Annotated in this window: 25 protein-coding genes; 14 read left to right on the top strand and 11 right to left on the bottom strand. The window is 64.2% G+C overall.

All coding sequences use genetic code 11. From position 1 onward, the window contains the following. The first annotated feature begins 98 nt into the window (after window positions 1-98). Both hemF and aroE read left to right on the top strand, forming a co-directional pair. Entirely contained in the window at window positions 99-1,010 is a 912-nt protein-coding gene (gene hemF, locus APH44_RS15035; protein ID WP_054893403.1) for an oxygen-dependent coproporphyrinogen oxidase, read from the top strand. Between the two features lie 25 nt (window positions 1,011-1,035). Next, window positions 1,036-1,860: a shikimate dehydrogenase gene (aroE, locus tag APH44_RS15030; protein WP_054893402.1), complete on the top strand. Its 825-nt coding sequence runs from the start codon at window positions 1,036-1,038 to the stop codon at window positions 1,858-1,860. Between the two features lie 3 nt (window positions 1,861-1,863). On the opposite strand, the gene APH44_RS15025 is transcribed toward aroE, so the two are convergent. The 3 genes from APH44_RS15025 to betC form a co-directional block, all read right to left on the bottom strand. Continuing rightward, window positions 1,864-3,429 (bottom strand): SulP family inorganic anion transporter, encoded by a 1,566-nt coding sequence (locus APH44_RS15025; protein WP_054893401.1) that lies wholly within the window; start codon window positions 3,427-3,429, stop codon window positions 1,864-1,866. A 68-nt stretch (window positions 3,430-3,497) separates the two neighbouring features. Next, window positions 3,498-4,427, bottom strand: a complete 930-nt coding sequence (gene choX, locus APH44_RS15020; protein ID WP_054893400.1) for a choline ABC transporter substrate-binding protein — start codon at window positions 4,425-4,427, stop codon at window positions 3,498-3,500. Between the two features lie 14 nt (window positions 4,428-4,441). Beyond that, entirely contained in the window at window positions 4,442-5,959 is a 1,518-nt protein-coding gene (gene betC, locus APH44_RS15015; RefSeq protein ID WP_054893399.1) for a choline-sulfatase, read from the bottom strand. A 111-nt stretch (window positions 5,960-6,070) separates the two neighbouring features. Between betC and APH44_RS15010 the strand changes: the two genes are divergently transcribed. Further along, complete coding sequence (locus APH44_RS15010; protein WP_054893398.1) at window positions 6,071-6,973, top strand: LysR family transcriptional regulator; 903 nt, start codon at window positions 6,071-6,073, stop codon at window positions 6,971-6,973. Between the two features lie 78 nt (window positions 6,974-7,051). Continuing rightward, window positions 7,052-7,384 carry a DOPA 4,5-dioxygenase family protein gene (locus tag APH44_RS15005; protein ID WP_054893397.1) on the top strand — a complete coding sequence of 111 codons (333 nt, stop codon included), beginning with the start codon at window positions 7,052-7,054 and terminating at the stop codon, window positions 7,382-7,384. A gap of 85 nt (window positions 7,385-7,469) precedes the next feature. Here the strand turns inward: APH44_RS15005 and trpA are convergent, their stop codons facing one another. Together trpA and trpB are read right to left on the bottom strand one after the other, a co-directional pair. Continuing rightward, window positions 7,470-8,279 carry a tryptophan synthase subunit alpha gene (trpA, locus tag APH44_RS15000; protein WP_054893396.1) on the bottom strand — a complete coding sequence of 270 codons (810 nt, stop codon included), beginning with the start codon at window positions 8,277-8,279 and terminating at the stop codon, window positions 7,470-7,472. Then, window positions 8,276-9,493, bottom strand: coding sequence for a tryptophan synthase subunit beta (trpB, locus tag APH44_RS14995; protein ID WP_054893395.1), 1,218 nt, complete (start codon window positions 9,491-9,493; stop codon window positions 8,276-8,278). Before trpB ends, trpA begins: the two co-directional genes overlap by 4 nt. Before the next feature lie 221 nt (window positions 9,494-9,714). On the opposite strand from trpB, the gene APH44_RS14990 reads away from it, so the two are divergent. Beyond that, window positions 9,715-10,608: a LysR family transcriptional regulator gene (locus APH44_RS14990; protein WP_054893394.1), complete on the top strand. Its 894-nt coding sequence runs from the start codon at window positions 9,715-9,717 to the stop codon at window positions 10,606-10,608. On the opposite strand, the gene APH44_RS14985 is transcribed toward APH44_RS14990, so the two are convergent. Then, window positions 10,605-10,928, bottom strand: a complete 324-nt coding sequence (locus tag APH44_RS14985) for a YqjD family protein (RefSeq protein ID WP_054893393.1) — start codon at window positions 10,926-10,928, stop codon at window positions 10,605-10,607. The two genes, APH44_RS14990 and APH44_RS14985, sit on opposite strands and share 4 nt — an antisense overlap. Window positions 10,929-11,079: 151 nt before the next feature. Here APH44_RS14985 and APH44_RS14980 point away from each other — a divergent pair, with 151 nt between their 5' ends. After that, the gene (locus tag APH44_RS14980) at window positions 11,080-11,295 is read left to right on the top strand and encodes a dodecin (protein ID WP_054893392.1); all 216 of its coding nucleotides are present in this window, start codon (window positions 11,080-11,082) and stop codon (window positions 11,293-11,295) included. A 110-nt stretch (window positions 11,296-11,405) separates the two neighbouring features. Further along, window positions 11,406-11,627 carry a DUF1161 domain-containing protein gene (locus APH44_RS14975; protein WP_054893391.1) on the top strand — a complete coding sequence of 74 codons (222 nt, stop codon included), beginning with the start codon at window positions 11,406-11,408 and terminating at the stop codon, window positions 11,625-11,627. Between the two features lie 124 nt (window positions 11,628-11,751). Here the strand turns inward: APH44_RS14975 and APH44_RS14970 are convergent, their stop codons facing one another. Beyond that, entirely contained in the window at window positions 11,752-12,756 is a 1,005-nt protein-coding gene (locus tag APH44_RS14970; RefSeq protein ID WP_054893390.1) for an LLM class flavin-dependent oxidoreductase, read from the bottom strand. A 157-nt stretch (window positions 12,757-12,913) separates the two neighbouring features. Between APH44_RS14970 and APH44_RS14965 the strand changes: the two genes are divergently transcribed. Together APH44_RS14965 and APH44_RS14960 are read left to right on the top strand one after the other, a co-directional pair. Further along, window positions 12,914-13,339: an OsmC family protein gene (locus APH44_RS14965; protein ID WP_054893389.1), complete on the top strand. Its 426-nt coding sequence runs from the start codon at window positions 12,914-12,916 to the stop codon at window positions 13,337-13,339. A 65-nt stretch (window positions 13,340-13,404) separates the two neighbouring features. Next, a complete protein-coding gene (locus tag APH44_RS14960) occupies window positions 13,405-13,638 on the top strand; it encodes a DUF1161 domain-containing protein (RefSeq protein WP_054893388.1) in 234 nt (77 codons plus the stop codon). Between the two features lie 37 nt (window positions 13,639-13,675). On the opposite strand, the gene APH44_RS14955 is transcribed toward APH44_RS14960, so the two are convergent. After that, complete coding sequence (locus APH44_RS14955) at window positions 13,676-14,089, bottom strand: hypothetical protein (protein ID WP_054893387.1); 414 nt, start codon at window positions 14,087-14,089, stop codon at window positions 13,676-13,678. A gap of 45 nt (window positions 14,090-14,134) precedes the next feature. Beyond that, window positions 14,135-14,548 carry a hypothetical protein gene (locus APH44_RS14950; RefSeq protein ID WP_054893386.1) on the bottom strand — a complete coding sequence of 138 codons (414 nt, stop codon included), beginning with the start codon at window positions 14,546-14,548 and terminating at the stop codon, window positions 14,135-14,137. 66 nt (window positions 14,549-14,614) lie between these two features. On the opposite strand from APH44_RS14950, the gene APH44_RS14945 reads away from it, so the two are divergent. Then, window positions 14,615-15,706 carry an aminopeptidase gene (locus APH44_RS14945; RefSeq protein WP_054893385.1) on the top strand — a complete coding sequence of 364 codons (1,092 nt, stop codon included), beginning with the start codon at window positions 14,615-14,617 and terminating at the stop codon, window positions 15,704-15,706. Between the two features lie 31 nt (window positions 15,707-15,737). Here the strand turns inward: APH44_RS14945 and APH44_RS14940 are convergent, their stop codons facing one another. Then, complete coding sequence (locus APH44_RS14940; protein ID WP_054893384.1) at window positions 15,738-16,388, bottom strand: HAD family hydrolase; 651 nt, start codon at window positions 16,386-16,388, stop codon at window positions 15,738-15,740. 102 nt (window positions 16,389-16,490) lie between these two features. Continuing rightward, window positions 16,491-17,039 carry a gamma carbonic anhydrase family protein gene (locus APH44_RS14935; RefSeq protein WP_054893383.1) on the bottom strand — a complete coding sequence of 183 codons (549 nt, stop codon included), beginning with the start codon at window positions 17,037-17,039 and terminating at the stop codon, window positions 16,491-16,493. A gap of 102 nt (window positions 17,040-17,141) precedes the next feature. Here APH44_RS14935 and prlC point away from each other — a divergent pair, with 102 nt between their 5' ends. The 4 genes from prlC to APH44_RS14915 all read left to right on the top strand — a co-directional run bounded on the left by prlC (window position 17,142) and on the right by APH44_RS14915 (window position 21,660). Beyond that, entirely contained in the window at window positions 17,142-19,193 is a 2,052-nt protein-coding gene (prlC, locus tag APH44_RS14930) for an oligopeptidase A (protein ID WP_256216383.1), read from the top strand. Further along, window positions 19,190-19,468 carry a YheV family putative zinc ribbon protein gene (locus tag APH44_RS14925; protein WP_054893381.1) on the top strand — a complete coding sequence of 93 codons (279 nt, stop codon included), beginning with the start codon at window positions 19,190-19,192 and terminating at the stop codon, window positions 19,466-19,468. Before prlC ends, APH44_RS14925 begins: the two co-directional genes overlap by 4 nt. Window positions 19,469-19,547: 79 nt before the next feature. Next, window positions 19,548-20,603: a PA0069 family radical SAM protein gene (locus APH44_RS14920; RefSeq protein ID WP_054893380.1), complete on the top strand. Its 1,056-nt coding sequence runs from the start codon at window positions 19,548-19,550 to the stop codon at window positions 20,601-20,603. A 337-nt stretch (window positions 20,604-20,940) separates the two neighbouring features. Continuing rightward, window positions 20,941-21,660, top strand: a complete 720-nt coding sequence (locus tag APH44_RS14915; RefSeq protein WP_054893379.1) for a carbonic anhydrase — start codon at window positions 20,941-20,943, stop codon at window positions 21,658-21,660. The last annotated feature ends 163 nt before the right edge of the window (window positions 21,661-21,823 follow it).

The raw sequence follows: 21,823 nt of genomic DNA, 5'->3' as shown, positions 1-21,823 counted from the left end.
TATCGGACGCCTTTGCTTGACTGCCGTCAACTGCGGCGCGGCGCTGGCCGGTGGTATGCTACGCGGCGAATTCCTCCCTGCCCCTCCCAGGTGACCCGATGACCAGCCGTACCGAGGCCGTGAAGGCCTATCTGCTCGACCTGCAAGACCGCATCTGCGCCGCCCTCGAAACCGAGGACGGCGGCGCCCGCTTCGTCGAGGACGCCTGGGTTCGTGATGCTGGCGGCGGTGGTCGCACCCGGGTGATCGGCGAGGGCAAGCTGATCGAGAAAGGCGGGGTCAACTTCTCCCACGTGTTCGGCGCAGGCCTGCCGCCGTCGGCCAGCGCGCACCGTCCGGAGCTGGCCGGGCGTGGCTTCGAGGCGCTGGGCGTGTCGCTGGTGATCCATCCGTACAACCCGCATGTGCCGACGTCCCACGCCAACGTGCGGTTCTTCATCGCCGAGAAAGAGGGCGAAGAGGCGGTGTGGTGGTTCGGCGGTGGCTTCGACCTGACCCCGTACTACGGCAACGAGGAAGACTGCATCCACTGGCACCGCGTCGCCGAACAGGCCTGTGCCCCCTTCGGCGCCGACGTGTACCCGCGCTACAAGGCCTGGTGCGACCGCTACTTCCACCTCAAGCACCGCGGCGAACCCCGTGGCATTGGCGGGCTGTTCTTCGATGACCTGAACGAGTGGGATTTCGACACCTGCTTCGCCTTCATCCGCGCCATCGGCGATGCCTACATCGAGGCCTACCTGCCGATCGTGCAGCGGCGCAAGAACACCCCCTACACCGCGCAGCAGCGCGAATTCCAGGAATATCGCCGTGGGCGCTATGTCGAGTTCAACCTGGTCTACGACCGCGGCACGCTGTTCGGCCTGCAATCCGGCGGGCGTACCGAGTCGATCCTCATGTCGTTGCCGCCGCAGGTTCGTTGGGGCTACGACTGGAAGGCCACCCCTGGCAGCGAGGAAGCGCGCCTGACCGAGTACTTCCTGCAGGACCGCGACTGGCTCGGCCAGTAAATCTGTGGATAACCGAGGATTTCTCATGGACCAGTACGTCGTTTTCGGTAACCCCATCGGCCACAGCAAGTCGCCGCTGATCCACCGCCTGTTCGCCGAGCAGACCGGCCAGGATCTGGAATACAGCACCCTGCTGGCGCCGCTGGACGAGTTCAGCGACTGCGCCCGCGGCTTCTTCAAGCAGGGCAGCGGCGCCAACGTGACCGTGCCGTTCAAGGAAGAGGCGTACCGCCTGTGCGACAGCCTCACGCCACGGGCGCAACGCGCGGGCGCGGTCAACACGCTGACCTTGTTGGCCGATGGCACGCTGCAGGGCGACAACACCGATGGCGCAGGCCTGGTGCGCGACCTGACGGTGAATGCCGGGGTCACGCTGGCGGGCAAGCGCATCCTGATTCTCGGCGCCGGTGGTGCGGTGCGTGGCGTGCTGGAGCCGATCCTGGCGCATAAGCCGCAATCGCTGGTGATCGCCAATCGTACGGTGGAAAAGGCCGAGCACCTGGCGCGCGAATTCGACGAACTCGGGCCGGTGGTGGCCAGCGGCTTTGCCTGGTTGCAGGAGCCGGTGGACGTGATCATCAACGCCACCTCGGCGAGCCTTTCGGGGGAGTTGCCGCCGATCGCCGAAAGTCTGGTCGAGGCCGGTCGCACCGTGTGCTACGACATGATGTATGGCAAGGAGCCGACGCCGTTCTGCCAGTGGGCGACGAAGCTTGGGGCGGCGAAAGTGCTGGATGGGCTGGGAATGCTCGCCGAGCAGGCGGCCGAGGCGTTTTATGTCTGGCGCGGGGTTCGGCCTGACACCGGGCCGGTGCTGGATGAATTGCGGCGGCAGTTGGCGCGGGGGTAGGGCTTACTCCTCGAACCTGATCGGACACCCGTCGATCCCCTCCAGCTTCTGCAACTCCTCCACCACCTGGGGCCTGGCCCGATGCAGGGTCAGGCTGCCGCCATTGCGCGCCAGCCGGCGCGCCTCGCGATGCAACATATCCACACCCGAATAGTCGATGAAGTTGATCTGCCGCGCGTCGATTACCACATGCGGCCCTTGGCAGCGCTGCAGGCGTACCTGCAGATAATGCGCGGCACCGAAGAAGATCGAGCCACCGACCCGCAGCACGTCCGCCTCCCCTTCACGGCTCTGCTGCACCCGTGGCCGCGAGGTGCGCTTGAGGTAGAAGAACAGCGACGCCAGCACCCCCGCATAGATCGCCGTTTGCAGCTCCAGCAATAGAGTCGCTGCAGCGGTCAGCGCCATCACCAGGAACTCCGAACGGCTGACGCGGAACAGCGCGCGAATCGCCTTGTGATCCACCAGTCCCCAACAAATCAGCAGGATGCTGCCGGCCATCGCCGGGATTGGCAGGTGAGCGATGAGCCCGGCACCGGCCACGGCGAACAGCGCCACCCACAGCGCCGAGAACACCCCGGCCATAGGGGAGCGGGCGCCCGCCTCGAAGCTCAGTCCGGAGCGGGTGAACGAACCAGACGACAGGTAACCCGAGAAAAACGCCCCGACCATGTTGGAAAAACCCTGGGCGCGAATCTCCTGGTCGGCGTCGATCAGTTGTTCGGAACGGGCTGACAACGAGCGGGCGATCGACAGGCTGGTGACCAACCCGAGCATGCCCACCGCCACGGCGCTGGGCAGCAGGCGCAGGATCAGGTCCAGGTCGAGCAACGGCAGCGGGCTCAGGGGCGGCAGATGGCCGCTGAACGCGGGAACGCGGGGCACGTGAGCGAAGTATCCGGGCAGCAGCCACGCCACCAGGCTCACCAGCACCAGGCTTATCAACAGCGCCGGCCAGCGCGGGCGCGAGAGCTTGATGGCGATGCCGATCAGCAAGGTGGCCAGGCCCAGCCCCAGCGAGGGCACGTCCACTTCGCGGGCGTGGGCGAACAGGTCCTGGGCCGTCTTGAGTGCCGTGGCCTGGCTGGGCAAGTCGATGCCCATCAGGTTCGGCAACTGGCCAAGGGCAATGACGATGGCGGCGCCCAGGGTGAAGCCGAGCACCACTGAATGGGAGACGAAGTTGACCAGCGTGCCGAAGCGCAGCAGCCCGAGCAGCAGCTGGAACACCCCGCCAAGAAAGGTCAGCAGCAGGACGAGGGTCACGTAGTCGCTGCTGCCGGCCACGGCCAGCGGGCTGATGCTGGCGTAGAGGACGATGGAGATGGCGGCGGTGGGACCGCAGATCAGGTGCCACGACGACCCCCACAGGCAGGCGATCAGTACCGGCACGATGGCCGCATACAGGCCGTATTCGGCGGGCAGGCCGGCAATCAACGCATAGGCGATGGACTGCGGCAGGGCGAGGATCGCGCCGCTCAGACCCACCAGCAGGTCCTGGCGCAGGCTGCGGCGCGATTGCCGGGGAAGCCAGGTCAGGAAGGGCAGCAGCCGGGTCAGGCGGGGCATGGGTTATTCACAGTCCTGAGTTTTGCCCCTTTCTGGAGCGGATTCATACCTACCGCGGCAGCGGGCAATCAGAGTTTGGCCTTGACGGCCTCCAGTGCATCACCGCCAGCCTTGCTGCTCACGCCGGCGAGCCACGCCTCCAGGACTTGTGGATGCGCCTTCACCCACGCCTTGGCTGCCTGGTCGAAACTGACCTTCTTGTCCACGACCTCGGCCATGATGGCGTTCTCCATATCCAGGGTAAATGCCAGGTTGCCCAGCAGTTTCGCGGCATTCGGGCAGGCCTGTGGATAACCGTTGCGCACCAGGGTGAACACCTCGCCCTTGCTGCCGAACCATTTCTCGCCACCGGTGAGGTAGTGCATCTTCAGCTTCACGTTCATCGGGTGCGGTGTCCAGCCGAGGAAGGTGATGAACTGGTTCTTCTTCACGGCGCGGTCGACCTGCGCCAGCATCGCCTGCTCGCTGGACTCGATCAGCTTCCACTGCCCGAGGTTGAACTCATTCTTGTCGATGATTTCCTTGAGCGACAGGTTGGCCGGCGCGCCGGAGCCGATGCCGTAGAGCTTCTTGTCGAACTGCTCGGCGTGTTTCTGCAGGTCGGCGAAGTCCTTGATACCGGCATTCCACACGTAGTCGGGCACTGCCAGGGTGAACTCGGTGCCTTCGAGGTTGCGCGACAATTGTTTCACGTCGCCGGTGGCGATGAACTTGTCATGAAAGCCCTGCTGCGCTGGCATCCAGTTGCCGAGGAAGGCGTCCACGCGGCCGTCTTTCAGGCCGCCGTAGATGATCGGTACAGCAAGGCTGTCGATCTTCACCTGGTAACCCAGGCTTTCGAGCAACAGGCGGGTGATGGCGTTGGTGGAGGCGATATCGCTCCAGCCGGGGTCAGCCAGTTTGACGGTACTGCATTGCGTGTCGCTGTCGGCCGCTTGGGCGGTCAAGGTGCTCAGGCCCAGGGCCAGGGCGATCACGGCGGTGGAGAACTTCTGCATGGCGGCCTCTCTTCTCAATACATGGGTGCGGGCTGTGGATAACGTGCCTTGCGCTCGAGGTCATCGAGATCGATATGGTTGCGCATGTACTGTTGGCTGGCGTCGACCAAGGGTTGGTGATCCCAGCTTTTCAGTTTGCCGATGGCCAGGGCCTCGGCCACCAGACGGCGGCGGCGTTGGCTGGCCAGCACCTGCTGGCGCAGGCTGGAAACGTCCCAGCGTTGCCTGGCTTCATCGACAAATGCCTGCAGCAAGCCTTGGTGATCCGGGCTGCCGGTGAGGTTCTCCCGCTCGTGCGGGTCGCGGCTCAGGTCGTAGAGTAGGCACGGGTCGTCTTCGCTGTACACGAACTTGTACGCGCCACGCCGAATCATCATCAGCGGCCCGATCGTACCCTCGGCCATGTATTCGCCAATCACCTCATCGTGCCCGCCCTGCCCTTGCAGGTGGCCGAGCAGCGAGCGGCCGTCCAGATGCAGGCTGTTATCCACAGCCCCGCCTGCCAGCTCGACCAGGGTCGGCAGCAGGTCACAGGTGGACACGCTGGCGCTGACCCGCGCCGCGGCGAAACGCTTGGGCGCATGGACCAGCAATGGCACTCGCGCCGACATCTCGAACCAGTGCATCTTGTACCAGAGCCCGCGCTCGCCAAGCATGTCGCCATGATCGCCGGAGAACACGATCAGCGTGTCGTCGGCCAGGCCGCAATCCTCGAGGGTCTGCAGCAGCCTGCCGATGTTGTCGTCGATGTAGCTGCAGGCGCCGAAGTAGGCGCGGCGCGCGTCGCGGATCTTGTCCACAGGCAGCGGCTTGTTCCACAGGTCGTAGACCTTTAGCAGGCGCTGCGAGTGAGGGTCTTGCTGGTCCTGGGCGATTTCGTCGCGTGGCAGGGGGATATCCACAGACTCGTAGAGATCCCAGTAGCGCCGAGGGATGGTGTAGGGGTCGTGCGGGTGGGTCATCGAGACGGTCAGGCAGAACGGGCGACCGTCATCCTCGCGAACGTGGTCGTACAGGTACTGCTGCGCCTTGAACACCACTTCCTCGTCGAAATCCAGCTGGTTGGTGCGCACGCACGGCCCGGCCTGCAGCACCGAGGACATGTTGTGGTACCAGCTCGGGCGCACCTCGGGGGCGTCCCAGTTCACCGCCCAGCCGTAATCGGCGGGATAGATGTCGCTGGTCAGGCGCTCTTCATAGCCGTGCAACTGGTCAGGGCCGCAGAAGTGCATCTTGCCCGACAGCGCGGTGCGGTAGCCGAGGCGGCGCAGGTAGTGGGCGTACGTGGGGATGTCGGCGGGAAAGTCGGCGGCGTTGTCATAGGCGCCGATACGGCTGGGCAACTGGCCGCTGACCAGTGTGAAGCGCGACGGCGCGCACAGCGGGCTGTTGCAGTAGGCAGAATCGAAGACCACTGCCTGTTCGGCGAGGCGGGCGAGGTTGGGCATCCTGATCGGCGAGGGGTTGTAGATCGGCAGCATGGGCGCGGCCATCTGGTCGGCCATGATGAACAGGATATTGGGTTGCTTCATGAGGTGCCCTTCCATCGTCGAACGTTATGTGAATTGCTTGCGATCGAGGATGCGACTGTGGATAACATGGGTAAAGCCCATGGCGGGCAATGACTGGGATTAGCTGAGCTTATGTTTGAGCACCTTGCGGGCATGTCACTGGAAAGCTTGCGCGTGTTCGAGGCGGCGGCGCGTCTGCGCGGCTTTACGGCGGCGGCACTGGAGCTGGGCACCACGCAGCCGGCTGTGAGCCAGCAGGTCAAGCGGCTCGAGGCGCAGTTGGGCACGCGCTTGTTCGACCGGATCTACCGGGGTATCGCGCTGACGGATGCGGGCCAGTCGCTGTTCGAGCAGGTCCACCAGGGTTTGCAGGCGATGGATGAAGGCATTGCCGAGGCCAGCGGTCGCGGGCAGCGCGAGGTGTTGCAGGTGGCCACCGACTTCGCCTTTGCCGCCTTCTGGCTGATGCCACGGCTGCAGCGTTTTCACGAGGCTTATCCACAGGTGGATGTGAGCCTGGTGACCGGCGAGCGCAGCCAGGGGATGCTGCGCCCCGATATCGATGTGGCCGTATTGTTTGGCGACGGGCGCTTTCATCAGGGCGAAAGCCGCTGGTTGTTCGATGAAGAGGTGTTTCCGGTCTGCAGCCCGCGGCTGACTGATGGCAAAACCTTGTCAGCCGTGGCTTTGCAACGATTGCCCTTGTTGCATCTACGCGGTGAACAGGCCAGTGGCTGGTTCGACTGGGCGGGGGTGTTTCGCGGTTTCGGCGTGGTCAGCCCGCCACCACCAGGGCAGTTGCGCTTCGATAACTACACCTTGCTGATCCAGGCCGCGATTGCCGGGCAAGGGGTCGGGATTGGTTGGGGGCATCTGGTCGATGGGTTGGTCGAGCAGGGATTGCTGTGCCGGCCGGTGGAAGGGAGTTTGCGTTCGTCGCGTGGGTATTACGTGGTGTTGCCTCCGCGCAAGCGGCGTGGGGCGTTGATCGAACGGTTCGTGGAGTGGCTGGAGCTTGAGCGAGGGTCTCAGTGATGCCGTCACGGAGCAAGCCCGCGACGAGGCCCTCCGGCGTATAGTCCTACCCGCAACCCCCGCATTTCAGGAGCTATCGTGCAAAGGATCAAGGGCTACCATGCCCACGTGTACTACGACGCCTCGACCCAGGAACAAGCCCGGCAACTGTGCGAAGAGGCGGCTCGGCTGTTCCCCGTGACCATGGGCCGCATGCACCAGAAACCGGTCGGCCCGCACCCGGACTGGAGTTGCCAACTGGCCTTCGGGCCGGAGGTGGTGGGTGTGGTGTTGCCGTGGCTGGCGCTGTATCGCAGGGGCTTGGTGGTGTTTTTGCATCCACTGACCGGCGATGAGCTGGCGGACCATCGCGATCATGCGATCTGGATGGGGGCGATCAGGCCATTGGACCTGTCGATCTTCAAGCAATAGCGGTGGTCGATTCGCCGGTGAACCCGCTCCCACAGGGTTCGGTGTCATTCCTGTGGGGTTCACCGGCGAAGAAAGCGCTACCGGATCAGCGCCGAGCGCCGCGCACCCCTTCAGCCAGCGCCGAGCACAGGCTCAGTACATCGCTCACAGCCTGCTCGGGTGACTTGGCCTGGGCGATCTTGTCGACCAGTGCCGAGCCCACCACCACGCCGTCGGACAGCTTGGCGATCGCTGCAGCTTGCTCCGGCGTGCGGATGCCGAAACCGACGCTGATCGGCAGGTCGGTATGGCGACGCAGGCGGGTGATGGCCTCCTTGACGTGCTCGGTGGTCGCCGAGCCCGCACCGGTTACACCCGCCACCGACACGTAGTAGACGAAGCCCGAGCTGCGCTCGAGCACACGTGGCAGACGCACGTCGTCGGTAGTCGGGGTGGTCAGGCGGATGAAGTCGATGCCCGCGGCCTGGGCCGGGGTTGCCAGCTCGGCGTCGTGCTCTGGTGGTAGATCTACGATGATCAGGCCATCGACGCCAACGGCCTTCGCCTCGGCGACGAACTGTTCCACGCCAAAGCGATGGATCGGGTTGTAGTAGCCCATCAGCACGATCGGCGTGGTCTGGTTGCCGACGCGGAATTCGCGGACCATCTCCAGGGTTTTCGCCAGGGTCTGGCCGGCTTCCAGGGCGCGCAGGGTGGCGAGCTGGATCGCCACGCCGTCGGCCATCGGGTCGGTGAAGGGCATGCCCAGCTCGATCACATCGGCGCCGGCGTCGGGCAGGCCCTTGAGGATTTCCAGCGAGGCCTGGTAGCCAGGGTCGCCTGCGGTGATGAAGGTGACCAGCGCCGAGCGGCCTTCGGCCTTCAGGTCGGCGAAACGTTGTTCAAGACGGCTCATGCCTGTTTCTCCTGGGCAGCCATGTGGTTCATCACGGTTTGCATGTCTTTGTCGCCGCGGCCGGAGAGGCACACGACCATCAGGTGATCCTTGGGCAGGCTCGGGGCGCGCTTGATCGCCTCGGCCAGGGCGTGGGAGCTCTCCAGCGCCGGGATGATGCCTTCGAGGCGGCAGGTGGCGTGGAAGGCGTCCAGGGCCTCGTCGTCGGTGATGCTGACGTATTCGACCCGCTTCACTTCGTGCAGGTAGGCGTGCTCGGGGCCGATGCCGGGGTAGTCCAGGCCGGCGGAGATCGAGTGGGCATCGGTGATCTGGCCATCGTCGTCCTGCAGCAGGTAGGTGCGGTTGCCGTGCAGTACGCCAGGGACGCCACCATTGAGGCTGGCGGCGTGCTTGTCTGTGTGCACGCCATGGCCACCGGCTTCGACGCCGATGATCTGCACGCTTTCGTCTTCGAGGAAGTTGTGGAACAGGCCCATGGCGTTGGAGCCGCCGCCGACGCAGGCGACCAGGCTGTCCGGCAGGCGGCCTTCCTTCTCGTGCAACTGGGCGCGGGTTTCCTTGCCGATGATCGACTGGAAGTCGCGAACCATCGCCGGGTAAGGGTGCGGGCCGGCCACGGTGCCGATCAGGTAGAAGGTGTCTTCGACGTTGGTGACCCAGTCGCGCAGGGCCTCGTTCATGGCGTCTTTCAGGGTACCGGTGCCGGCGGTGACCGGAACGATCTCGGCGCCCAGCAGCTTCATGCGGAACACGTTGGCCTGCTGGCGCTCGATGTCGGTGGCGCCCATGTAGATCACGCAAGGCAGGCCGAAGCGCGCAGCGACGGTGGCGGTGGCCACGCCGTGCATGCCGGCGCCGGTCTCGGCGATCAGGCGCTTCTTGCCCATGCGCTTGGCCAGCAACACTTGGCCGATGCAGTTGTTCACCTTGTGCGCGCCGGTGTGGTTGAGTTCTTCACGCTTGAAGAAGATCTTTGCGCCGCCGCAGTGCTCGGTCAGGCGCTCGGCGAAGTACAGCGGGTTGGGGCGGCCGATGTAGTCGCGCTGGAAGTAGGCGAGTTGCTCGAGGAACTCGGGGTCGGCCTTGGCCGCTTCATATTCGCGAGCCAGGTCCAGGACCAGGGGCATCAGGGTTTCGGCTACGTAGCGGCCGCCAAACGAGCCGAACAGGCCATTGGCGTCGGGGCCGGGGCGGTATTGGGACTGGGACATGGGGCGCTCCATAGGGGTCTGGATTGGATATCGTGTTGCCTTCTTCGGGGGCAAGCCCGCTCCCACAGAAATAGTGGGATGCTCAATACAGCATTGCACTTGTGGGAGCGGGCTTGCCCGCGAAGAGGCCACCACTGATCGATGGGCCTACTCTACCCAGCGCAACGTCCCCTGAAAACCGATAAGATTGCGACAACTCGTCAGGAAAACTCACAAGTCAAATGCCCCAGGACCTCCCACCCCTCAATGCCCTGCGCGCCTTCGAGGCCACTGCCCGGCTGAACAGCGTCAGCCAGGCCGCCGAACAGCTGCACGTGACACATGGCGCGGTGAGCCGGCAGATCAAGGTGCTCGAGGAGCATTTGGGCGTTGCCCTGTTCGTCAAGGATGGGCGTGGCGTCAAACTCACAGATGCCGGGGCTCGCCTGCGTGATGCCAGCTTCGATGCCTTCGATCGCCTGCGCAGTGTATGCGCCGAACTTAGCCGCGATGTCAGCGATGCGCCCTTCGTACTGGGGTGTTCCGGCAGCCTGTTGGCGCGGTGGTTCATTCCTCGCCTCGGGCGTTTGAAGGCCGATCTGCCTGAGTTGCGCCTGCACTTGTCGGCCGGAGAGGGGGATCTCGATCCGCGCCGCCCAGGGTTGGATGCATTGCTGGTGTATGCCGAGCCGCCGTGGCCCGCGGACATGCAGGTGCATGTGCTGGCCGAGGAACGTATCGGGCCGGTGATCAGCCCGCACTTTCCCGGCTTCGAGCGTCTGCACCAGGCCCCTGCGCGTGCCCTGTTGGGCGAGGCCCTGCTGCACACCACCTCGCGCCCTCAGGCGTGGCCGACCTGGGCTGCGCAGCAAGGGTTGGATGCCAGTGTGCTGACCTTCGGCCAGGCATTCGAGCACCTGTACTACCTGCTGGAGGCAGCGGTGGCCGGTTTGGGGGTGGCGATCGCGCCGCAACCGCTGGTGGCGGACGACCTGCGAGCGGGACGCCTGGCGGCGCCGTGGGGGTTTTCGCCTACGCCGGCGGCGTTGGCGCTATGGGTGCCGCGGCGCGCCGCAGACGGGCGCGCCGAGCAGTTGGCGCAGTGGTTGCGCCGGGAGTTGCAGGCGCAGGGTTAGTTGCGACGGCACAGCAGGTAGGCGGCGAGCAGGCCCAACGCGCCAACGGCCACGCCAGCCGTGGTCCAGGGGTGTTCCTGGGCGTAGTCACGGGTTGCGATGCCGGTTTCCCGGGTGCGGGTCTTCACTTCTTCGTAGGCGTCGGTCAGCAGGCTGCGCGAATGCTTGAGAGCGTTCTGGGCGTTGCCGCGCAGCGCCTTCATGGTTTTCTGCGTTTCTTCCGAAGCATCGCCTTTGAGGTCTTCCAGCGTCTTGAGCAGGCTTTCGATCTCAGCTTCCATGCTTTCCAGTGAGGTCTTGCGCAGTGCGTTACGGGCCATGTGGACTCTCCTTCGCTGAGTAGGGTGTAAAGAGTGCGACTGCGCGATGTGGCGAAAGTGCGATCGAACTTTCACCCGAGGCGATGGCTCGCAGGTAAACCGGGCCTGCGCTGCTAGGCTCAATCCAGCACATCATTCAAGGAGAGCGCTCATGTCCGATCATCACACCTACAAGAAGATTGAACTCGTCGGTTCCTCGCCCACGAGTATCGAAGATGCGATCAACAACGCCCTGGCCGAAGCCGGCAAGAGCATCAAGCACCTGGAGTGGTTCGAGGTGGTCGAAACACGTGGTCACATCCGTGACAACAAGGCCGCGCATTTCCAGGTCACGCTCAAGGTCGGGTTCCGCATCGCCAACAGTTGAAACAGTGCGGGGATAGCCTGTTCCTGCTTTATGGCGTATGACTTCCAGGGGGCACCGGTACATGCCGGCGCCCTATTCTGCTTTTTTGATCCGCATAAGGAACGGTAACGATGAAGAAAGTGTTTCTGGCAGTGGGCCTGATGATGCTGGCCGGTGGTGCCATGGCGGCAGGCAAGCCGTGCGAGGAGCTCAAGAGCGAAATTGCGGCCAAGCTCGATGCCAAGGGCGTTCAGGGGTATACGCTGGAGATCGTCGACAAGGGCACGCCGGCCGGCAAGGTGATTGGCAGTTGCGAGGCCGGGACCAAGGAAATCGTCTATCGCCGGGGTTGAGGCGACGCTGAGCTCAACCGAACGCTGTAAGTGTGGGAGCGGGTTTACCCGCGAAAAAGACACCGCGTTGCCTTGTACAGGCCACACGTTTTTTTCGCGGCGCACGCCCTCCCACAGGTGGCATTTACTCGCCCTTCAACGCCTGCGCCAGCAGCTCGTACGAGCGTAGCCGGTCCGCATGTTCATACAAGTCACAGGTAAAGATCAGCTCATCTGCGCCGGTCTGCTCCAGCAGCACCTCCACCTTCGCCCGCACCTTCTGCGGGCTACCGATCATCGCCAGCCCGAGGAAGCTCCCCACCGCATCACGCTCATGGGGTAGCCACAGTCCGTCCATGCTTTGCACGGGTGGGCGCTGCATCAGGCTCTGGCCGCGGATCAGCGCGAGGATGCGCTGGTAGACCGAGGTCGCCAGGTATTCGGCCTTCTCGTCGCTGTCCGCCACCACCATCGGGATACCCAGCATCACGTAGGGTTTGTCCAGCGTCGTCGATGGCTTGAAATGGTCGCGGTAGATGCGGATCGCCTCGTGCATGTAGCGCGGCGCAAAATGCGAGGCGAAGGCGTAGGGCATGCCACGCATGCCGGCCAGTTGCGCGCTGAACAGGCTCGAACCCAGCAGCCACATCGGTACTTCGGTGTCGTGGCCGGGCACGGCGATGACTTTCTGATCGTCGGTGCGCGGGCCGAGGTAGCGCGACAGTTCCTCGACATCATCGGGGAAGTCGTCGGCGCTGCCAGAGCGCTCGCGGCGCAGGGCGCGGGCGGTCATCTGGTCGGAGCCGGGCGCGCGGCCCAGGCCGAGGTCGATGCGACCGGGGTAGAGGCTGGCCAGGGTGCCGAACTGCTCGGCGATCACCAGCGGCGCATGGTTGGGCAGCATCACCCCGCCCGAGCCGATGCGGATGCGCGAGGTCCCGCCGGCGAGATAGCCCATCAGCACCGAGGTCGCCGAGCTGGCGATGCCGTCCATGTTGTGGTGCTCGGCCACCCAGAATCGGTTGTAGCCCAAACGCTCCACATGCTGCGCCAGGTCCAGCGAGTTGCGTAGCGACTGGGCCGGGCCGGCATCGGCGCGCACGGGCACCAGGTCGAGGGTGGATATCTTCAGGTCGCGCAGCTGCGTCATCGGAGCCTCCGCAGGAAAGTGATTGGCCAAGGGCCTTTGTGACTCTGTATGGGCACCCGGCGATGGATTCAATGGTTGGCTATGGATTGATCTGAACTTGCTGTAGGCAGTGTCCTCAGAATCCGTAGTGACACCCACTGAACAACCAGGAGGCATCATGAAAAAGACAGCATCGGCGATCTGGCAGGGAGGGCTCAAGGATGGCAAGGGCCTGCTGTCCACCGAGAGCGGCGCCCTCAAGCAGAACCCCTATGGCTTCAATACCCGCTTCGAAGGATCGCCTGGGACCAACCCCGAAGAGCTGATCGGCGCGGCTCATGCGGGCTGCTTCTCGATGGCGCTATCGATGATGCTGGGTGAGGCCGGGCTGACGCCCGAGCGCATCGACACCATCGCTGAAGTCAGCCTCGACAAGCAGGCCGATGGTTTTGCCATCACCGCCGTGCACCTCACCCTCAAGGCCAAGGTGCCTGGTGCCAGTGAGGCGCAGTTCCAGGAGATCGCCAACAAGGCCAAGGCGGGATGTCCGGTGTCCAAAGTGCTCAACGCGACGATCAGCCTGGATGCGACGCTGCTCTCGTAGGTGAGGCGTTGCTTGCTGTAGTCTGGAAGGGTCGGCAGCTTGCCTGCCCTTTGAGGAGCTGTTCCATGATCCGCGTAGCATTCGCCGTGCTGGCTTCGTTGCTGACCACCTCCGCGCTGGCGGCAGTCAAGCCGTGCGAGGAGCTCAAGACCGAGATCGAGGCGAAGATCCAGGCGGCTGGGGTGCCTTCCTACACCCTGGAAATCGTACCGAACAGCGAAGTCAGTGATCAGAACATGGTCGTTGGCACCTGCGATGGCGGAACCAAGAAGATCATCTACCAGAAGAACGACCAATAGCGGTCGTTGCAGCGGGGTCGCAGTGCGACCCCGTTGTTCATGGAATGCAGAAGATGTTGCTTGGCTCGTCTACCAGCACCTGGCGATTGGCGTCGTACAGGTATACCTGCGGCTGCATCGCCGGGGCCCGGGCTTCGAGGCGATAGCGTTCGCCGGCCTTGAAGTTGTCGAAGCGCACGGTCAGGTAGCAGGTGCGCTCGGTCGGGCTGGTGGTGAATAGCCCGGCAGTCAGCTCGTAGTCGAAGCGCACCACCAGTTCGTGGCGGCCCGGCGTGATTTGGAAGTAGCGGCCGTCGTCGAGGCGTTTGCCATCGAGCTTGTCGGCCATGATGGTGCGGCCGGGGGTGACGGTGTAGAGGTCGACCCAGGCCTGGGCCGGGTCTTTGGGCGGCAAGGGGCTGGCGCAAGCCCCCAGTGCACTGAGGGCGATCAGCATCATGGGCTGGCGCATGAGGAAACTCCGCTTGCGGGTCACAGGTTACAAGCATAGCGCTGATCAGGTGCGCTGACAGCCCGCTGGCAGGCCCTGGCCGATCAGTTTCTGCCGTTCGTCATAGAGCTTCACCCAGGGGCGCAAGCCAATGCTGCCGGCTTGCAGGCTGTAGCGCTGGCCGGCGCTGAAGTCCTTGAAGGTCAGGTTCAGTTGGCAGTCGCGCCACAGTGGCTCGTCGACCGGGCCGATATTGCTCGGGGAGACTGGAAACTGGTAACGCACCGTCAGTTCATGGCTACCCGGCGGCACTTCGAAATAGCGGTTGTCGGCCCAGTCGCGCTCGTCCACCTGCACGGCGTGCAGCGAGGTGTCGTCGTCGCGGGCGAGGTCGATCCAGGCCTGGTTGGGATCGGGGTCGGGCAAGGTGGAGCACGCGCTCAGCAGCCCGAAGGTGCCGACGGCAAACAGTGTACGCATGGCGAAAGGGTCCCCTGGCGAGATAGTCTTGGAACGCACAGGCCTTGAGCGGGATGAACAGCCCTGATGTTTCGACTTTTTCTGCTACAGCGCTCAGGCCACCGGGCTCTCGACCGCGTTTTCAGCCCTTTTGTTCCGCTGCTGGCCGCGCTCCTGCTGAGCGGTTGCGGCAGCCTCGGCTACTACGGCCAACTGGCCGAAGGGCAATGGCAACTGCTGCATGCACGCCAGCCGGTGGAGCGCATGCTGGCCGATCCTGCGACTGACGAACGGCTGCGCCAGCGCCTGCTGCATGCCGAACAGGCCCGCACCTTCGCCAGCGAGCACCTGAAGCTGCCGGACAACCGTAGCTACCGGGTGTACGCCGATCTTGGCCGGCCTTATGTAGTGTGGAATGTGTTCGCCACGCCGGAGTTGTCGCTGCAGCCGGTCACTCACTGCTTCCCCATCGCCGGTTGCGTCGCCTACCGCGGCTACTACCGCCAGGGTGCGGCGCGCGGGGCGGCAGCGCTGATGCGCGAGGAGGGGCTGGATGTGTATGTCGGGGGTGTCGAGGCTTACTCGACCCTGGGCTGGTTCGACGATCCGATCCTCTCGTCGATGGTGGGCTGGGGCGAGGAGCGCCTGGCCACGCTGATCTTTCACGAGCTGGCGCACCAGCGCTTCTACGTGAAGGACGACACCGAATTCAACGAGTCCTTCGCCACCTTCGTCGAACAGGAGGGCACGCGGCAATGGCGCATGGCGCGCGGGCTTGCGGCGGCTCACGAGGATGGTGCGCGGCAGCGTGAACAGTTCATCCGCCTGGTGCTGGCGAGTCGCGAGCGCCTGCAGGCGATCTATGCCGGGACGCTTGCTGATGCCGACAAGCGGGTGGCCAAGCAGGCCGAGTTCGCGCGATTGCGACGTGAATACCGCGAGCTGCGCGATCGGGACTGGGCCGGTGATCGCCGTTATGACGCCTGGGTGTATGGGCCGATGAGCAACGCCAAGCTGCTGCCGTTCGGCCTGTATGACCAGTGGGTGCCGGCGTTTGCGGCGTTGTTTCGTGAGGCAGGCGGGGACTGGACGCTGTTCTATCAGCGGGTCGAGCACTTGGGGCAGCAGCCGATCGATCAGCGAAAAGCGGCCTTGCAGCGGTTGATAGCACAGCCGTGATATGCCGGGGCCGCGCGCGGCCCCGTGGCCATCAAGCCTTGATGAACGCCCGGTGCAAATCCGCCACCGTGTCGAAATGAAACTCCGGCGCCTCGGCCACCAGCTCTTCGCGGCTGCCGAACCCGTAGCCCACCGCTACAGCCTGCAGGCCATTGCTGCGGGCGCCGATCAGGTCGTGCTTGCGGTCGCCGATCATCAGGGTCTGCGCCGGGTCCAGGCGTTCTTCGTCCAGCAGGTGGCGGATCAGCTCGACCTTGTTGGTGCGGGTGCCATCCAGCTCACTGCCGTAGATCACCTTGAAATGCCGGTCGAAGGCGAAATGGCGGGCGATCTCGCGGGCGAACTCCCAAGGCTTGGAGGTGGCGACGTACAGGGTGCGGCCCTGGCCATTAAGCGCTTGCAGCAGTTCCGGCACACCGTCGAATACCAGGTTCTCGTACAGGCCGGTGACCCGGAAACGCTCGCGGTAGAAGTTGACCGCCTCCCAGGCCTTGGCCTCGTCGAAGCCGTAGAACTGCATGAAGGCCTGCAACAAGGGCGGGCCGATGAAGTGCTCGAGGCGGGTCAGGTCGGGCTCGTCGATACCCAGCTTGGCCAGGGCGTACTGGATCGAGCGGGTGATGCCCAGGCGTGGGTCGGTAAGGGTGCCGTCAAGGTCGAAGAGAATGTTTTGCTGGTGCATGTATGCGGTTCCACTCAAGTCTTGCGTCGACTGCTTCGCGGGCAAGCCCGCTCCTACAGGATAATCACAGAGCCTGTAGGAGCGGGCTTGCCCGCGAATGCGTCATTCCGGTTGATCGTAGCCTTCGGCCAGGTGCTGGTCCTTGAGCTTCACGTAGTTGCTGGCGCTGTAGGGGAAGAACGCGCGTTCCTTTTCGTTCAGCGGCCGGGCCTGCCTTACCGGGCTGCCGACATACAGGTAGCCGCTCTCCAGGCGCTTGCCGGGCGGTACCAGGCTGCCGGCGCCGATGATCACCTCGTCCTCGACGATGGCGCCATCCATGATAGTGCTGCCCATGCCGACCAGGATCCGGTTGCCCAGTGTGCAGCCGTGCAGCATCACCTTGTGACCGATGGTCACTTCGTCGCCGATGATCAGCGGGAAGCCGTCCGGGTTGAAGGGGCCGGCGTGGGTGATGTGCAGCACGCTGCCATCCTGCACGCTGGTGCGCGCGCCGATGCGGATGCGGTGCATGTCGCCGCGAACCACGGTCAGCGGCCAGACCGAGCTGTCTTCACCGATCTGCACGTCGCCGATCACCACCGCCGAACGGTCGACGAAGGCGCGTGGGCCGACTTTCGGCGTGTGTTCCCGGAAGGTCCGGATGGCCATGATAGTGTCCCTCTGCAATGCCGATAGGCAGGCTGCCTGCTGCGGTCGGCGTCGATTGTAATTAAGATGGTCCCGTGTTTCTCCTGCCAAGGTATCCAAACCGTGAGTGCGAACAACCCGCTTCTGCAGTCCCACGACCTGCCACCCTTCTCCGCAATCCGCGCCGAACACGTGCTGCCGGCGATCGAGCAGATCCTGGCCGACAACCGCAAGGCCATCGCCGATATCCTCGCGCAGCAGGGCAAGAATCCCTCCTGGGCCGGCCTGGTGTTGGCGATGGACGAACTCAACGACCGCCTGGGCGCGGCCTGGAGCCCGGTCAGCCACCTCAATGCGGTGTGCAACAGCAAGGAACTGCGCGAGGCCTACGAGTCGTGCCTGCCGGCGCTGAGCGCCTATTCCACCGAGATGGGGCAGAACCGCGCTCTGTTCGACGCCTACCAGGCGCTGGCCAACAGCGCCGAGGCCGCCAGTTTCGACGTGGCGCAGAAGACTATTCTCGAGCACGCCCTGCGTGACTTCCGTCTGTCGGGCATCGACCTGCCGGCCGACAAGCAGCAGCGCTACGCCGAAGTGCAGAGCAAGCTCAGCGAACTGGGCAGCCGCTTCTCCAACCAGTTGCTCGACGCCACCCAGGCCTGGACCAAGCACGTCACCGACGAAGCCGCGCTGGACGGCCTGACCGAATCGGCCAAGGCGCAGATGGCCGCCGCTGCCCAGGCCAAAGGCCTCGACGGCTGGCTGATCACGCTGGAATTCCCCAGCTACTACGCGGTGATGACCTACGCCAGCGACCGCGCCCTGCGCGAAGAACTGTACGCCGCCTACTGCACCCGCGCGTCCGACCAGGGCCCGAACGCCGGGCAGTTCGACAACGGCCCGGTGATGGCCGAGATCCTCGACCTGCGTCAGGAACTGGCCGCGCTGCTGGGCTACGCCAACTACGCCGAGCTGAGCCTGGCCACCAAGATGGCCGAATCCAGCGACCAGGTGCTGAGCTTCCTGCGTGACCTGGCCAAGCGCTCCAAGCCATTCGCGGCACAGGACCTGGAGCAGCTCAAGGCCTACGCCGCCGAGCAGGGCACCCCGGAGCTGGCCAGCTGGGACGCCGGCTATTACGGCGAGAAGCTGCGTGAGCAGCGCTACAGCGTGTCGCAGGAAACCCTGCGTGCCTACTTCCCGATCGACAAGGTGCTGAGCGGCCTGTTCAGCATCGTCCAACGCCTCTACGGCATCGAAATCGCCGAACTCAAGGGCTTCGATGCCTGGCACCCGGACGTGCGCCTGTTCGAGATCAAGGAGAACGGCCAGCACGTCGGGCGCTTCTTCTTCGACCTCTACGCCCGTGCCAACAAGCGCGGCGGCGCCTGGATGGACGGTGCCCGCGACCGTCGCCGCACCGCGGCAGGCGCTTTGCAGAGTCCGGTGGCCAACCTGGTGTGCAACTTCACCCCGGCTGCACCGGGCAAGCCGGCGCTGCTCACCCACGACGAAGTCACCACGCTGTTCCACGAGTTCGGCCACGGCCTGCACCACCTGCTCACCCGCATCGAGCATGCCGGCGTGTCGGGCATCAACGGCGTGGCCTGGGACGCGGTCGAGCTGCCGAGTCAGTTCATGGAGAACTGGTGCTGGGAGCCTGAAGGTCTGGCGCTGATTTCTGGCCACTACGAGACCGGCGAGCCGTTGCCCCAGGACCTGCTGGACAAGATGCTGGCGGCGAAGAACTTCCAGTCCGGGATGATGATGGTGCGCCAGCTGGAGTTCTCGCTGTTCGACTTCGAGCTGCACGCCACCCATGGCGACGGCCGCAGTGTGCTGCAGGTGCTCGAGGGCGTGCGCGATGAGGTCACGGTGATGCGTCCGCCGGCTTACAACCGCTTCCCCAACAGCTTTGCGCACATCTTCGCCGGCGGTTATGCGGCGGGCTACTACAGCTACAAGTGGGCCGAAGTGCTGTCGGCAGACGCCTTCTCGCGCTTCGAGGAAGAAGGCGTGCTCAATGCCGAGACCGGCCGCGCGTTCCGCGAGGCGATCCTGGCCCGGGGCGGTTCGCGCGAGCCAATGGTGCTGTTCGTCGATTTCCGTGGTCGTGAGCCTTCCATCGATGCGCTGCTGCGTCATAGTGGCCTGACCGAGGATGCGGCGGCATGAGTGAGGGCGTCGTGATCAAGACCAAGAAACGCTTTATCGCCGGGGCGGTATGCCCGGCGTGCAGCGAGCCCGACAAGCTGATGATGTGGAACGAAGACGGCGTGCCACACCGCGAGTGTGTGGCCTGCGGCTTCACCGACACCCTCAACGAGCAGGGCTTGTCGGTGCCCAAGGAGCTCGGTACCCGGGTAAACCAGCAAGCGGTCAAGGCCGAGCCGGTAAAGGTGCAGACGGTTCAGTTCTTCCCGAACCCGAAACTCAAGAAGCCGGATTGACCCTGTCCGCCTGACGGCACTGGTCTTCTGTTCAAACCCGGATTACTGTATGTACATACAGTAATCCGGGTGTTCCACCATGAAACCAACCCCAGTCCGTGGTCGCGGCACTGCCACCAACCCCCACAACCGCTTCGCCCCCAGCCATTCGGTGGTCGAGGACGACGGCTGGCACCAGGAAGTCCCCCTCACCCAGGGCACCGAGGTGCGGATCGAAACCACCAAGACCATCATCGCCCGCAACACCTCGCCCGACCTGCCCTTCGATCGTTCGATCAATCCCTACCGCGGTTGTGAACACGGCTGCATCTATTGCTACGCCCGGCCCAGCCACGCCTATTGGGACCTCTCCCCCGGCCTCGACTTCGAGACCAAGCTCATCGCCAAGACCAATGCCGCCGAGGTGCTCGAACAGCAGTTGAGCAAGCCGGGCTATGTCTGCGCCCCGATCAACCTCGGCGCCAACACCGACCCCTACCAGCCCATAGAGCGCGAGCACCAGTTGACCCGTCGTCTGCTCGAGGTGCTGCTGCGCTACCGGCACCCGGTGACCATCGTCACCAAGGGCTCGCTGGTGCTACGAGACCTGGACCTCTTGAGCGAACTGGCCAGCCAGCGCCTGGCGCGGGTGATGATCAGCCTGACCACCCTCGACGACGAACTCAAGCGCACCCTCGAGCCCCGCGCGGCGGCACCCAAGGCACGCCTGCGGGCGATCCGCGTGTTGCGCGAGGCGGGTGTGCCGGTGGGCGTGCTGTGTTCGCCGATGATCCCGATGATCAACGACAGCGAACTGGAGCACCTGCTTCAGGCCGCCAGGGAGGCTGGCGCGCAGAGCGCCGCCTACATGATGCTGCGCCTGCCGCTGGAGGTGGCGCCGTTGTTCGAACAGTGGTTGCAGGACCATTATCCGCAGCGCGCGACCCACGTGCTCAGCCTGATTCGTCAGAGCCGGGGTGGTGAGCTGTATGACAGCCGCTTTGGTGCGCGGATGCGGGGTGAAGGAGTCTTTGCCGAGCTGCTTGCGCAGCGTTTTCGCAAGGCTTCGCGGCAGTTGGGGTTTGAAGGGCGGGAGGGGCTGGCTCTGGATTGCACGGCGTTCTGCCCACCTGGGGAGCAGATGGCGTTGTTTTGAGACGCTGAAGGTCTTGCAGGAGCGGGTTCACCCACGATGAGGCCACCACCGTACAGTTCCACTACCCTGTAACCTGACTCATACCTACCAATAATTTCATTGGAGGGTATTGGCGGCTGATGCTTTTTTGCTATTATCCAAGCCTCCCCTCGAAAACCTGGAACGCCCGTTCTAGAGCCTCTGAATTCAGTTTCAGTTAAGTTTTCTCCGCTAGCGTAGGAAGTCAGTCCACAGCGACTGTGATTTATTACCTGTGCGCGTCATCTAATTCTCCGCATAGCCAGAATCTTTCCCCGGTAAAATGGAACTTACCTACAAACCGTCAAGAGGATGAATCATGCCCGTCAAGGACCCATCCAAGCCCGTTCCGGCCGCTCCCGCCGAGAGCGCCGATGCCGCCCTGAAGCACATCGTCGACGGCTTCCTGAAGTTTCACCATGACGTTTTCCCCGAGCAGCAGGAGCTGTTCAAGAAGCTCGCCACCGCGCAGAAGCCGCGCGCGATGTTCATCACCTGCGCCGACTCGCGCATCGTGCCTGAACTGATCACCCAGAGCTCGCCGGGCGATCTGTTCGTGACCCGTAACGTCGGCAACGTGGTACCGCCCTACGGGCAGATGAACGGCGGTGTTTCCAGCGCCATCGAATACGCTGTGTTGGCCTTGGGCGTTCACCACATCATCGTCTGCGGCCACTCCGACTGCGGTGCGATGCGCGCGGTGCTCAACCCGCAGTCGCTGACCAAGATGCCGACCGTTTCCGCATGGCTGCGCCACGCCGAAGTGGCCCGTACCGTGGTCGAGAGCAACTGCTCGTGCGAAACGGAACACGAGAGCATGCAGGTGCTGACCAAGGAAAACGTCATCGCTCAGCTGCATCACCTGCGCACTCACCCTTCGGTCGCCTCGCGCCTGGCGGCCGGACAGCTCTACATTCACGGCTGGATCTACGATATCGAAACCAGCCGCATCGAAGCCTACGACGCCGCGAGCGACAGCTTCCTGCCCCTGGCTGCTGGCGAGCCAGTGCCGTGCGCAACTCCGAGAGGCCGCTACTAAGCGACCCCAACACCTGAAGAAACCTTGATAGCCGGCTGCGCCCACCAGGCGCGGCAGGGCTTTCTGCTGCCTTGAATTTCCCTGACCTACTTGCCGGCAATCCTGCTGGCGGCCCGCGCCTGCGCGCGATTCAGGGATCCCCGTGCCGTCGGCCAGTGGAATG

It is taken from the genome of Pseudomonas sp. NBRC 111143, from assembly GCF_001320965.1.
Lineage (GTDB): Bacteria > Pseudomonadota > Gammaproteobacteria > Pseudomonadales > Pseudomonadaceae > Aquipseudomonas > Aquipseudomonas machongensis.
Note: the sequence above shows the minus strand (reverse complement) of the source record. Positions and strands in the feature narration are given on the sequence as shown.